Here is a 14,126-nt window from a genome sequence, read left to right on the forward strand (position 1 = left end):
CGCCCTGCGCTAAAGGCAGCAGGGCAACCGGTTCGGTGGCGGTTATTCTTCCGGACTGATAATGCGTAGCTGCTGGCGATAACTGAGGTTACCTTCGGCGTCGGCACTGCAAGCGCCGTCTTTACTCAGCCGGATCAGATAAGGTGGCTCACTGACGGTGGCACTGTGAAAGTTGCTGCGGCACAACGAGCGGCTAAGGCTACGGTAGTGATCGCGGCTAAATAGCGGGCTCTTGCTATGCAGCGGCTCGGCCTGCTCGGTCAGCGGCGTTTTAGCGGCGGCGGGCACCAGCGTTAGTGTTACCTGTTGGGGCACATTCTCTGCCTGGGGCGAGGACTCAGCCGGGGTTAAAGTCTCAGCCTGGGGCAAGGTCTCTGCTTGCCAGACTAACGTATCGCCTGCTGTCAGGGTGTAGGTGTGCGCCAGTAACTGCGTTTTGCTCGACTCTGACTGTAACTCGCTGACATAGACCTCACCGGCGCCGCGGGCAGCCATTTGCACCAGCCCTGTGGCATAGTGGCCCAGATCGACCAGCATGGCACTGGCTTCATCGACACCAAAAGCCAGTCTGGTTTGCGTTGCCTGCTGTAGCACTAAGAGCCGGGCCTGACGGCCGCGCTCGGCAAAATGGGTATCCAGCACACCGAGCGGGAATAATCCCAGGCCACCGGCCGCGGTATAGGTAAGCTGGCGCTCACTTAAATTATCCGGGCAGCGGTTTTCTTTGCGACAACCCGGCCAGGGCGCAGGGCCCGCTACCGCGCCATATTGTAAGGCATGATAGCTGTCGCCGTTGGAAATCATCGGTACCGCTGCCAGCTGAGGTGCCAGCCACTGATTGCCGCTCATCACTGCTGTACCAGCGCTGGTGCCACCAACCAGCAGCTGCTTGTTGGCAACGGCACCGAAAATCGCGGTTAGCTCCGGGCTGGCAGAGCCGTCCGCAAAGCGCAGCGCCTGATAGGTCAGACTTTGATCACCGCCATTAAAGAAAATGCCATCAGCCGCAGCAATTTTTGCAACCAGGGCTTTACTGCCTGCCTGACAGGCCTGCAGCTTAAGTGCGTAAAGATCCGCATAAACCTGTTCACGGCGGTAGCTACCATGGATGTCCGCCAAAAATTGCGGCAGCGCCTGACAATTTTGCGCCTGCATCGCCGCCTGCAAGGCAGCGGTTAGCGGTAGCCACTCTACCTCTGCGCCAGCCTGGCGAAAGGCATCCAGATAAAAATCCACCGCAGCAAAGGGATCCCGTGATGAGGCGGTCACCATGAGCAGTTTTGGCGCACTGCGCCCTTTATTGCTGGCTTTCGTTGCCGCCAGACGCACAAACTCACGGTACAGTTCAGCCGAGTGCTGATCCGAAGTCTGTGCTAAATCAACGTGTTCAGTTAAGCGGTACTTGCCATCACTGCTCAGGGTCGGCACTTCCAGATAATCAAAGACGACATTTAACTCACGGTCAGACAGCTGTTGCCACAGGGTTTCACCATCCGGCGCTTGCTCTGTGGCCGGAGCCGCCCGCCACAGCTCGACCAACTGTTGTTCGGTTAGCGGAGCAGTATGTTCAGCAGCAAGTCGATTAAACAGCTGCACCAGCTGTTGCTGCAATGTTTTACGTTCAGCGCTGAAAACTTCCGCGGTAGCGAAATTTTGCAGCAGGCTCTGTTGCAACCAATACAAATTACCGGTTTTTGCCAGGGCGCTGAACTGAGTTTGTTCCAGGCAACTGCGGTTTGACATTGAGCTACAGGTGGCAAGACCGCCGCCCATTAACATCAGATCGTATTCAGGCTGCGGTAGGACTTGCGTCGGCGTGCTGGCGATATCCAGAATGCTGGGTTCAGGCTCAACAGCCGGCGTCGGTTCATCGGCGGCAGCCAACGGCTGTTCTGTCTGAGCGGGTTCCGGCTGCGGCTCAACCGCCAGTGCGCCCGGTACTGCCAGGCCAACCAGGCTGCTAACAAGCAGCAGCTTTATGCAGGAAAGACGCATCTAACCTCCTGTTGCGAATTGCTGCGGTTTTTCGAAGGTGCCATACACCCGTGGCCGTCCGTCCTTTACCAGGCAGCGGCCTTTGGCGATCACGGTGTCGATACTCAGATCATGGCTATTGAGCAGCAGCATATCAGCATCTTTGCCAACTGCAAGCTGGCCTTTTTGTTTTAGGCCTAAAACCTGCGCTGGTGCCTGAGTTACCGTGGTCAGGGCGGCACTCAGTGGCACCTGAAACTCCAGCACGGCGCTTTGCAGTGCCTGATGCAGGCTACGCACTGCACCCACTTCCAAACCGAGTAAACGACCATCCGGGCTAAAAATCGGCAGACTGGCATTGCCATCCGAGCTCATGGTTAACTGCGTTGGGCTAATACCGGCAGCCAGGGCCCGGGCGACGGCGGCGGCGGCGGCCACTTCGCCATGCTGCAAATCGTAGGCGGTGGTGCTGGTGGTAAAATCAATCACGCCGCCCGCACGCGCGAATTCCAGGCCTGCATTAAACAAGGCTTCGTTGCGGTTGATATGGGTCGGGTAAAATTGGCTTAAGCTTAACTCGGTGCCGGCTACCGCATCAAACAGCGGTTGCAGTAAGCTGTTGCCGCTGCCGACATGCACACTGACCACGCCGCCTTTGCCGGCCAGCATACCGCCAACCCGGGCGGCAGCGGCAACCTTGCGGATTTCGCTGATCGTTGGTTGTGACGAGCGGTGGTCGCTAATGGCAATTTCACCGACACCGATAATTTTATCAATCAGGATCAGATCATCGGTAATGTTGCCGGTTAGCGTCCGGCACGGGATTTCATAAGAGCCGGTATGGCAATAGGTACTGATACCCTCGATGTCTAACGCATGCGCCTTCGCCAGCAAGTTGCTGAGGGTTCGGGTAGTGGCATCGGTACCCAACACGCCAATGGCGGTAGTCACGCCGGCTAGAGTGGCATCGGTCAGCTGCATTTCCGGGGTCCGGGTAGCAAAGCCACCCTCACCACCGCCGCCGATATAATGTACCAGAGAGTCAACAAAGCCGGGTACCAGTAACTTGCCGCTGCCATCGATCACTGTGATCGGTAAGTTGGTATCATTAAGCATTAAATTATCGGCAATCGCCGCTATGGTATTACCGGCCAGCAGCAGATCCTTAGTGCCAAGCGCAGTAGGGGCATAGAGTTGTGCGCCCTTAATCAGAATAATCTGTTCCAAGATAACCTCATTATTGGTAATTAATCGCCACCGCCAGCAGCATAAAAGCCGACGCCAGCGCAAATAGCCACAGTTGTAATTTCCAGGCAAATCTCAGCCAGACACTCCAGTCCACTCTGACGACACCCAGGCAGCCAATTAAGGCGGCGGAGGTGGGGATAATGCAGTTGGTCAGGCCATCACCGAGCTGAAATGCCAGTACGGCGATTTGGCGTGATAAGCCAAGCATATCGGAGAGCGGGGCAATCAGTGGCATGGTTAGCGCGGCCTGGCCGGAGCCGGAAGCGACAAAGAAATTAAAAATAGATTGTAAAACCAGCATCAACCAGGCAGATAACCAGGCCGGAAAATCGCCCAGTGCCTGCCCGGAGTAAAACAACAGCGTATTGAGTACTGAAGGTTGCTCGGCATTATCACCACCGAGGATCAGCACTATACCCTTAGCCATGCCAACAATCAGTGCTGCCGGCAGCAATTCGGCCGCACCTTGTTTAAAGCCATCGGCTACTTCGTTTACGCGCATTCTGTTACCCAGTACCGCCACCATGCCAATGACCACCCCTATGGTGAAAAACTGACTGGCGATCTCCGGAATATAGTACTCGCGCTGCGTCACACCCCAGATAATCCAGCACAGTCCGGCAAAAAACAGCAACAGGATCAGGCTGTCCAGACCGTTATAGCGGTGTTGCACGCTGCTACTTTGCTGCTGCCGTAACCGCTGATCAGTATGAAAACTCAATGAGCTTTCCGGTGTGGCTTTAATGCGGGCGGCATAGCGCATGGTATAAACGATGCCAAACAGTGTAAATACCGCCCACATGCCATAGCGTAACTCAGCGCCTGATAACAGCGGGATCTCGGCAATACCCTGCGCGATGGCGACATTAAAGGGGTTCATCCAAGAGGTAGCAAAACCGATCTGGGTTGCGACATAGGTCACCAGCACGGTCGTGATCGCATCATAGCCCAGTGCCAGCATCAACGGCAGCAGGATGATACAAAAGGCGATAGCTTCTTCCCCCATGCCAAAGACCGCGCCGCCGAGCGAGAACAGTGCGAACATCAATGGGATAAACAAAAACTCGGTACGCCGGGTTTTTTCGATCAGCGCCACTATGCCATTATGGATAGCACCGGTTTTCATAATGATGCCAAAGGCACCACCGGTTAACAGAATAAAGGCCACTACCCCGACGGCAGAGCCCCATTTATTGCCGGAAACCAGGCCTTCAAAGGCATAGTTAAAAAAGCCGATACCGCCGCCTTCAGCAAACAGCGGTACACCTTGTTGCTGCTCGGATGCAAACTGAAAACTTTGCGGGTCGAGTTTGCCTTTGGCTTTTATAGCGCCTTCGGTTGCTGCTGGCAATTCCGTCAGGCTAAAGCTGCCTGCCGGGATCAGATAAGATGCCAGTGCTGCCAAAATCATCACGAAAAACAGAATGACAAAGGCATCCGGCATCTGTGCCGGTTGTTTGGTTGATGGTGTCATACAACTAACCTGTGTGCACAGGCTGCCGGCGGTGGCCGGCAGCCCTGAGTTTAGAAGAAGTAGCTAAAGGATAACCGATAGTTACGGCCCAGTGCATTGTGATTGATGGAATCGAAGCCCCGGCTTGAACCATAAACCCGTGGCGGGTCGCGGTCGAACAGGTTGTCGATATTAAAGCTGACAGTGGCATTTTTAAAGTCATAGCCAATATAACCGCGTACTGTGGTCCATGAGCTCACTTGCCGTTCACCATCAGGATTCAACACGCCAAGTTGCTCCATTTCCTCCAATTCACGCAGTCGCAGCCGGCTGATATCATCAGCATAGGACGCGGTATAACTTACACCTAAACCGCTAAAGAAGTCTTCGGCCCGCCACGACAGCCGCAGATTAGCGATATTGCGCGGATAGCGATAAGTGCCTACCAGCGACTCAATCTCGTCTGAGCCGGCTTTATTACGTTCAAAAGACAAATAGTGCGTCCAATCGATATCCACCCCAAGTTTACCCTGACCCAGGTCAAAACTATGGCTGAGTCGGGTGTCGATACCTTTTACCTGCTGACGGCCTACGTTATCTAACAAAATCACATGATCCCGGAACAGCGGCAAGCTGGTGACCCGCGCCGGGGTGCTATTCACCCACTCGGTCAGAATTTGCTGCATATTGGCATTAGGATCAGTCAGGTTACGGCCTGCGCTATCCAGCACCTCGCAAATGTTAAAGCGGTCACGGCCGACGGCCAGATCCGGATTGAGTGAAATACCAGTGGCTCCTTCCGGCACCAGGCCACAATGACGTTGTGTCACATCGGTAATACTGCGCGCCAGCGCAGCGGTCATATCGGTATCAACCAGTTTTTTGTGATCAAATTGCCAGTAGTCGACGGTCACCGTAGTGTTGCGGCCCGGGCTCCAGCCAAAACCAACGCTAACCGATTCTGAGGTCTCCGCCTGTAACTCCGGGTTGCCCAGCTCCAACACGTTCAAACTGCCAGTACCGCCCTGACCGCCGCAGTAAAACTGGTTTACTACCTCGTTGGCCGAACAATCATAACGGGCAGTAGTGGTACGCAGCTTGACACCCGCCTGAGTTAAAGAGGGCGCGCGGAACGAGCTGGCCCAAGAGGCGCGCAGTACCAGCTCATCGGTAGGCCGGTAAGTAAAGCCGATTTTCGGATTAAAGGTGCCACCAAAGTCGTTGTAGTGGTCGTAACGGCCGGCTGCCAGCATTTCTAACTGGCTGGTCAGAGGCACATAGAACTCACCAAACACCGCTGCCTGATTGCGACTGGCGCTGGATAAGCTGGAGCCAAAACCAAAGACATCGACCAGATAGCCATTATCGAAGCGGGCCTGGGCGTTTTCGGATGGCTCGTCGGTGATTTTTTCGCGTCTTAGTTCAGCACCAAAGGCTGCCCTGACAAAACTGTCCCTGAATTCGAACAGATCGCCGCTAATCCGCGCATCCCAACCATAAAGGGTACTTAAACCATCACGGGTTGGCACTTCTTGTGCCAGCGCCAGTCTGGCGTCATTCGTGGCATCATTTTGTAAAAACGGATTATAAAAACCGACCAGATTAGTGCCAGTGGCACAGCTAAGCGTATTGCCGCTGCGGCTGGCGATACTGCCATCTGAGCAGAGCTCACCGGCGATAGCGGCATGATATTTATAGCGATTATAAATACCGGCTACGGCTTCCTGAGTCGACTTAGAGCGCGACACCAGCACGGCGCTTTCCCAATCCCAGTCGCGGTAAGTACCGGATAAGGCTGATACCAGTCGCAGTGCTTCAGTGGTAACCTCTACAGTGCGCGGCTCGGTAAAGCGGGCGTCAAACTGAAAGCCCCAAAGCCGCTGGCCGGTCGGGGAGAAAAACGGATCAATATAGATTTCGTCGTCACCAAAATAGATAAAACTATTATCACGGGTGGTGCCGGGAAAGATATCCAGCGCATTTTCCGGTACCCAGGCACCTTCGGCATCGTTTAGCTGGTTAATCGGCGCCGGGCTGGAGACAGCAGTAGATTTGGTGCGGGTATAAAACACATCGGTCTGCCAGTTCAGGTTAGTGTTTAAATCTTTATTAAACATTAAACCGGCTGACGCGCTTTTAATGGGGCTGCGCAGTACATCATCTTCGTTCGGATAATAGGCGCAGATCTGCTCGCCAAACTCAGTGGTTACCAGTGGTGTCGGACAGCCCGGCGTTGCTATTTCATTGCCGCTACGGGTCGAAAAGTAATAGATATTTGGCGTGCCTTTTGGCAGGTAAGAATAATTACTTTGTAAAATTGGCGTGCGGGTAAAGTCGCGATCTGTGGCGCGCAAGTCTTTGCGGTCGAACAAATCGGCAAATACCGTCAGATTGCCGCCTGCAACCTGCTGCCCCCAGATTAGGTTAAGGTTAGCCGTGCCTTCATCACTAGAGGCGGTGCTATTGGCATAGGACAGATTGACTTCGGCCTTGTCATAATCTTTTTTCAGAATGTAGTTTATTACGCCAGCTACCGCATCGGCACCATAAATAGCCGAGGCACCGGTGGCCAGAATTTCAATGCGCTCAATCGCAGCAATCGGAATACTGTTAATGTCGACAAAGTTTTGCGTACCGGCCGCAAAAGAGGAGGCGGCAACACGACGGCCGTTAATCAAGGTCAGGGTTGAAGCCGGGCCTAAGCCACGTAATGAGGCGGCTGACTGGCCGGCTGGCGTTGCGGTTGAGGTGGCACCACTTTCTGAGGTAGAGAAGGTGCCGTTACCGCCCCGGAGCTGACCAAGATCCTTCAGTAATTCATAGAGTGAGCCGGCGCCGGAGTTTTTAATATCTTCGGCCGACAAAACCACCAGCGGCTGCGCCCCTTCAAGGTCAACGCCTTTAATGCGCGAGCCGGTGACAGCAATCCGTTCCAGGCTTTTTGCTTCGTCAGTTGCTTCAGTGCTTTGTTGGGCAACAGCCGGTACTGCCATAGCTAAAGCGGTAGCAATAGCCAGTGAGAGAGGAGCATAGTGTTTCATGGTTACACCTTTTTGGATAAGCAGGCAGCCGCACAGCCCTATGCATCAAAGTATGCATAGCAAAACGCTGTGAAGCCGCCAGGGGCTTCATTTTTGCTTTATGATTGTTATTTGGTTTTTTGGGTCAAACAAATAGAAAAGCAGGTACCACCACACTGACGATAGTCAGTGTCAGGTCAACCTGTTGCGTTTCTACTCGTTAAACCACTCAGAGAGGTAGTATGACGAGTAGTGATATGAGCTTAGCTTTACGGCTTTTTTTAACATATCGCTACTTTTAACTAAAAGGATTAAAAAGTCAGTGAACCACCTTTATTCGATGGCTCCTTAAGTTATATGCCAGCTGTCTGATCCTGTCAAGCCGCTGTTGCAGATTTTTCGTTGCCTGCGGCGGCTGGTATTAGAATAAAAAATGCCCGCGAGTGACGGGCATTTATTATTACAGCTTTGATAAATCAGACTTGCAGATAATCCAGGATCCCTTCAGCTGCTTTGCGGCCCTGGGCGATAGCCGTGACCACCAGATCAGAGCCTAATACCATATCGCCACCAGCAAAGATTTTTTGCTGATTGGTTTGTAGTGCATAGGGGCTTTGCTCGCTGGCTAAGACCCGGCCTTTGCTATCCAACGCTACACCCTGGTCGATTAACCATTTTGGTGGACTGGGCTGAAAACCAAAGGCGATAATCACCGCATCCGCCGGCAATACCTGCTCTGATCCCGGCACAGGCTGTGGGCTGCGCCGCCCTTTGGCATCAGGTGCCCCCAGTTCGGTAGTCACTACCCGTACGCCGCAGACCTGGCCGGCATCGTTTAATTCAATCCCCAGTGGCTGCAGATTAAACAGAAACTCAACGCCTTCTTCGCGGGCATTTTGCACTTCTTTGCGCGAGCCTGGCATATTGGCTTCATCGCGGCGGTATGCGCAGCTGACTTTAGCCGCACCCTGACGAATAGAGGTTCGGACACAGTCCATAGCCGTATCGCCCCCCCCTAATACCACCACGGTTTTATCTGCCATGCTGACAAAGGGGTGTTCGGTCTGCCAGCCCATCAGGTTATTGACGTTGCCAATTAAAAACGGCAAGGCTTCGTAAACACCGGGCGCCTCTTCATTCACCAGGCCACCTTTCATCGGCGTATAGGTACCCAGCGCCAGAAAGACGGCATCATACTCTTCCAACAGACTGTCGAAGCTAACATCGACACCGACGGTGGTATTTAGTCTGAATTCGATGCCCATTTCGCTGAAAATCTGCCGGCGCAGTTTTAACACATCCTTTTCCAGTTTAAACGGAGGAATACCGAAGGTGAGCAAGCCACCGATTTCCGGATAACGGTCAAACACCACAGGGGTAACGCCGTTACGTACCAGCACATCGGCGCAGGCTAAGCCAGCCGGACCGGCGCCGACCACCGCGACCTTGCGGTCAGTTTTAACCACAGCGGATAAGTCAGGCCGCCAGCCCATTTCAAAGGCTTTGTCGGTGATATATTTTTCGATACTGCCGATGGTAACAGCGCCGAAGCCTTCGTTCAGGGTACAGGCGCCTTCACAGAGCCGGTCTTGTGGGCAAACCCGACCGCACACCTCCGGCAGGCTATTGGTTTTGTGGGACAGTTCTGCCGCTTCGACAATACGGCCCTCATTCGCCAGCTTGAGCCACTGGGGAATATAGTTATGTACCGGACATTTCCACTCACAGTAGGGGTTACCACAATCCAGACAGCGGTCGGCCTGACCAGCTGCCTGGGTGGCACTTAATGGCTGATAAATTTCAACAAACTCGATAGTTCTCTCGGTTAGTGAGCGTTTTGGCGGATCAATCCGTTTTACGTCAATAAACTGGTATACATTCTGTGCCATAACGCCTCCCTTACATCGCTTGCACGCGCAGCTCGGCAGACGAGCGGGCGCGGTGACCAAGCAAGGTATTTACATCGCTGGTTTTTGGTTTTACCAGCTTAAATTTGCTTAAATAGTTGTGGAAATCATTCAGGATCCGCTGAGCTTTTTCACTGCCGGTTTCTTCGACATGCTGGTGCAGCAGACTGCGTAAATGTTCCTGCAGAATGGGCATTTCCACATCCAGCGCTTCCACCAGCTCGCCATTTAAGCGCAGTGCTAAATCATCCTGCTCATCCAGCAGGTAAGCAAAGCCACCGGTCATACCGGCGCCAAAGTTCACCCCGGTACAGCCCAGCACCACGACCACACCGCCGGTCATATATTCACAGCAGTTATCACCGGTACCTTCTACCACGGCGACGGCGCCGGAGTTACGCACCGCAAAACGTTCGCCGACCTGGCCTGCCGCAAACAAGCGGCCGCCGGTGGCGCCGTAAAGACAGGTATTACCGGCAATGGTAAAGCCATTTTTGGCAAAGCTGGCGCCTTTAGCCGGGTAAATTGCGATCTGGCCACCGGTCATGCCTTTACCAACATAGTCGTTGGCATCACCCTGCAGCGACAGATAGAGACCACCGGCATTCCAGACGCCAAAGCTCTGGCCGGCAGTACCGGTAAACTTAATGCGGATAGGATCGGTTGCCATACCCTGATTACCATGCTGGCGGGCAATAAAGCCGGACAACGCCGCGCCAACCGAGCGATCGGTATTGCGGATCTGCAGATTATGTTGGCCACCGGCTTTTTTCAGTACCGCCTGCTCGCATTTTTGCAGTAATAATTGGTTTAAGGCGCCCGGATCGAAAGGCGTATTATTTTGTACGCAGTACAAAGGTTTATCCGAGTGCACGCCGGAAGCTTGCAAAATAGGCGTCAAATCCAGTTTGCCCTGTTTTTGCGTTTGCGCACTGCGATAATCCAACAGATCAGTACGGCCAATCAGTTGAGTTAATTCGGTCACGCCCAGCTCTGCCATTAGCTCGCGCACTTCGCGCGCCAGGAAGCTGAAATAGTTCATCACCATTTCCGGCAGGCCATTAAAGTGGTCGCGGCGTAAGGTGGCATCCTGGGTTGCGACACCGGTTGCACAGTTATTCAGATGGCAAATCCGTAGGAATTTACACCCCAGTGCGACCATCGGGCCGGTGCCAAAACCAAAGCTTTCGGCACCCAGAATGGCGGCTTTCACCACATCAAGGCCGGTTTTCAGACCGCCGTCGACCTGCAGCCGCACCCGATCACGCAGCCCGTTTTCCACCAAAGCCTGATGTACTTCAGCTAAGCCCAGCTCCCAAGGGCTACCGGCGTATTTTACCGACGTCAGTGGGCTGGCGCCGGTACCACCGTCATAGCCTGATACGGTGATTAGGTCAGCGTAAGCTTTGGCGACACCGGTCGCGATAGTACCGATACCCGGCTCTGATACCAGTTTGACTGAGATCAGCGCCTGTGGATTAACCTGCTTTAAATCGAAAATCAGCTGCGCCAAATCTTCAATCGAGTAGATATCGTGGTGTGGCGGCGGTGAAATCAGCGTCACGCCCGGCACTGAATAGCGCAGCCTGGCAATTTCAGCGGTGACTTTCTCACCGGGTAACTGACCACCTTCGCCGGGCTTAGCACCTTGTGCTACCTTGATCTGAATCACTTCGGCGTTGACCAGATAATGCGGCGTAACTCCGAAACGGCCGGAGGCGACCTGTTTGATTTTCGAGTTTTTCTCGGTACCAAAGCGCCGCGGATCTTCGCCGCCCTCACCGGAGTTGGAGCGACCACCGAGGCGGTTCATCGCAATGGCCAGCGCTTCGTGTGCTTCTGGACTTAAGGCGCCGATAGACATCGCTGCGCTGTCAAAGCGCGGATAGAGCTGCTCTGCCGGTTCGACCTGCTCCACTTCTACCGCTTGCGTACCCGCTTTTAACTGGAACAGATCGCGGATATGTGCCACCGGCCGCTCGTTTACAAAGCGGCTATAGTCCTTGTAGTCTTCATAGTTGCCGCTGCGTACCGCTTTTTGCAGGCTTTGCACCACATCGGGGTTATAGGCATGGTACTCGCCATCGTGCACATATTTTAACAGACCACCATGATTTAGCGGTTTGCGCTTTAACCAGGCCACATTAGCCAGTTGCTGCAGATCCTGCTGGAAATCGGCAAAGTTAGCGCCGCTTAGCCGTGACGGCACATCGCTAAAACACTGCGCCATCACATCAGGGTGGATACCGACCGCTTCAAACAGGTTGGAGCAACGGTAGCTGGCGACCGTCGAGATCCCCATCTTTGACATGATTTTATACAGGCCTTTATTGATGCCTTTGCGGTAATTCAGCACGGCCTGACGCGCGGTCAGGGCGATATTGCCTTTTTCGACCAGTTGTTCGACCGTTTCATAAACCAGGAACGGGTAAATCGCCGTGGCACCCAGGCCAATCAACACTGCGAAATGATGCGGATCGCGGGCGGCAGCGGTTTCAATAATGATGTTCGAATCACAGCGCAGCTGGGCATTAACCAGTGCTTGCTGTACGGCGCCGACAGCCATAGCCGCAGGAATGGGTAATAACCCCTGAGCAATGCGCCGGTCGGTCAGGATCACCAGTACGACTTTGTCATCTCTTACCGCACTCACCACTTGCTGGCAAAGAGTGCTGACGGCTTGTTGCAGATCCTGCTGTGCCGGATCAAAATTCAGCGAGAAGATCTGGTGCTTATAGTATTTCTCATCCGCCTGTTTCAGTTGTTTTAAGTCTGAATACATCAGTACCGGGGATTCAAACTGGATCCGCCGCGCATAGCCGGCGGTCTCTTTAAAGACGTTATGCTCGCGGCCAATACTGGTTGCCAGCGACATCACATGAGCTTCACGCAGCGGATCAATAGGTGGGTTGGTGACCTGGGCAAATTGCTGGCGGAAATAATCAAACAGGGTGCGCGGCTTACGCGACAGCACGGCCATCGGCGTATCGTCACCCATAGAGCCAACGGCTTCCTGCGCATCTTTTGCCAGGACAGTCACCACCTGCTCAATTTCCTCATAGCTGTAATTAAACAGCTTATGCAGTACTAACATTTCGTCGTCGGTAAAAACGCGTTTACCAATCAGATCGGTTTCATACTTTTCATAAGGTACCAGCCGCTGCACGTTTTCATTTAGCCAGCTGCGATACGGGTGACGCTGCATTAAATCCTGATCGATTTCATCTGAACGCCAGATCTTGCCGCTGGTGGTATCAATCGCCAGCATTTCGCCGGGGCCAACCCGGCCTTTTTCAACCACTTCGTCCGGGGTGTAGTCCCAGATCCCGACCTCAGAGGCCAGGGTAATCAATTTGTCGCGGGTAATGACAAAGCGGGCAGGGCGCAAACCATTGCGATCCAGATTACAGGCCACATGCTGGCCGTTGGTCAGTACGATACCCGCCGGACCATCCCATGGCTCCATATGCATGGAGTTAAACTCGTAAAAGGCTTTCAGGTTATCGTCCATCACCTTATTGCCCTGCCATGCAGGCGGTACCAGTAAACGCATGGCACGGAACAGATCCATACCGCCGGCCAGCAGCAATTCCAACTGGTTATCTAAAGAGCTGGAGTCAGAGCCGGTTTGACCAACAAAGGGTGCGGCATCCTGCAAATCCGGTAGTAAAGGTGAGGCAAATTTATACTGACGGGCGCGGGCCCACTGCCGGTTGCCGGTAATGGTATTAATTTCACCGTTATGAGCTAAAAAGCGGAACGGCTGAGCCAGTTTCCAGCGTGGCATCGTATTGGTCGAAAAACGCTGGTGGAACACGCAAATGGCGGTTTCCATCCGGATATCGGCCAGATCCAGATAATAACCGGGTAAGTCCGCCGGCATCATTAGGCCTTTAAATACGGTAACTAAGGATGAAAAACTGGGAATATAAAAATCCTCATCCGCTGTCAGCTGTTGCTCAACACGGCGGCGTACCATATAAAGGCGGCGTTCCAGGTCGTGATCGCCCCAGCCATGTGGGGCGTTGACCAGTACCTGCTCGATATGCGGCATTGAGTTCAGGGCCAGCGGTCCCAGTACGCCAGCGTCGATTGGTACTTTACGCCAGGCGACCAGAGTCAGGGTTTCGCGAGCAATTTCCTGATTAATAATGTCTTTTGCCAGGGCAGCCTTAACCGGATCCTGACTTAAAAAAATCATCCCGACGCCATATTTTTTCGCCAGGTTCCAGCCATGCTCCTCGGCCAGCGCGCGGAAAAAGCTATCCGGTTTTTGCATTAATAAACCACAACCATCACCGGTTTTACCATCGGCAGAAATACCGCCGCGATGTTGCATCCGGTCTAAACCATTGATTGCGGTTCTGACTATGCGGTGACTGGCGACCCCTTCCAGGTGCGCAATCAGCCCAAAGCCACAGTTCTCTCTTGCCTGACTATGCTGATACAACGCCATGACACGCCTCCAAACTTATCCTGAAATAAATAATTATATAAATATTTTGAATTATTATTCTTGTTGTT

At 53.5% G+C, this 14,126-nt stretch carries 6 protein-coding genes; all 6 read right to left on the reverse strand.

The features are described from left to right. Positions 1–42 precede the first annotated feature (42 nt). Complete coding sequence (locus tag AGRI_RS15645; protein ID WP_008985841.1) at positions 43–1,995, reverse strand: cyanophycinase; 1,953 nt, start codon at positions 1,993–1,995, stop codon at positions 43–45. After that, complete coding sequence (iadA, locus tag AGRI_RS15650) at positions 1,996–3,201, reverse strand: beta-aspartyl-peptidase (RefSeq protein WP_008985842.1); 1,206 nt, start codon at positions 3,199–3,201, stop codon at positions 1,996–1,998. A gap of 10 nt (positions 3,202–3,211) precedes the next feature. Next, positions 3,212–4,696, reverse strand: a complete 1,485-nt coding sequence (gene yfcC, locus AGRI_RS15655; protein WP_008985843.1) for a putative basic amino acid antiporter YfcC — start codon at positions 4,694–4,696, stop codon at positions 3,212–3,214. 50 nt (positions 4,697–4,746) lie between these two features. Then, positions 4,747–7,716: a TonB-dependent receptor domain-containing protein gene (locus AGRI_RS15660; protein ID WP_008985844.1), complete on the reverse strand. Its 2,970-nt coding sequence runs from the start codon at positions 7,714–7,716 to the stop codon at positions 4,747–4,749. A gap of 455 nt (positions 7,717–8,171) precedes the next feature. Next, the gene (locus tag AGRI_RS15665) at positions 8,172–9,584 is read right to left on the reverse strand and encodes an FAD-dependent oxidoreductase (protein WP_008985845.1); all 1,413 of its coding nucleotides are present in this window, start codon (positions 9,582–9,584) and stop codon (positions 8,172–8,174) included. Positions 9,585–9,594: 10 nt separating this feature from the next. After that, positions 9,595–14,058: a glutamate synthase large subunit gene (gene gltB, locus AGRI_RS15670; protein ID WP_008985846.1), complete on the reverse strand. Its 4,464-nt coding sequence runs from the start codon at positions 14,056–14,058 to the stop codon at positions 9,595–9,597. Positions 14,059–14,126: the final 68 nt, after the last annotated feature.

The sequence above is a fragment of the Alishewanella agri BL06 genome (assembly GCF_000272005.1).
Taxonomy (GTDB): domain Bacteria; phylum Pseudomonadota; class Gammaproteobacteria; order Enterobacterales; family Alteromonadaceae; genus Alishewanella; species Alishewanella agri.

Bases quoted from the DNA above. Each gene is read 5' to 3' on its own strand.
- AGRI_RS15645 (WP_008985841.1), bottom strand. From the start codon at position 1,995: ATGCGTCTTTCCTGCATAAAGCTGCTGCTTGTTAGCAGCCTGGTTGGC.
- yfcC (WP_008985843.1), bottom strand. From the start codon at position 4,696: ATGACACCATCAACCAAACAACCGGCACAGATGCCGGATGCCTTTGTC.
- AGRI_RS15660 (WP_008985844.1), bottom strand. From the start codon at position 7,716: ATGAAACACTATGCTCCTCTCTCACTGGCTATTGCTACCGCTTTAGCT.
- AGRI_RS15665 (WP_008985845.1), bottom strand. From the start codon at position 9,584: ATGGCACAGAATGTATACCAGTTTATTGACGTAAAACGGATTGATCCG.
- gltB (WP_008985846.1), bottom strand. From the start codon at position 14,058: ATGGCGTTGTATCAGCATAGTCAGGCAAGAGAGAACTGTGGCTTTGGG.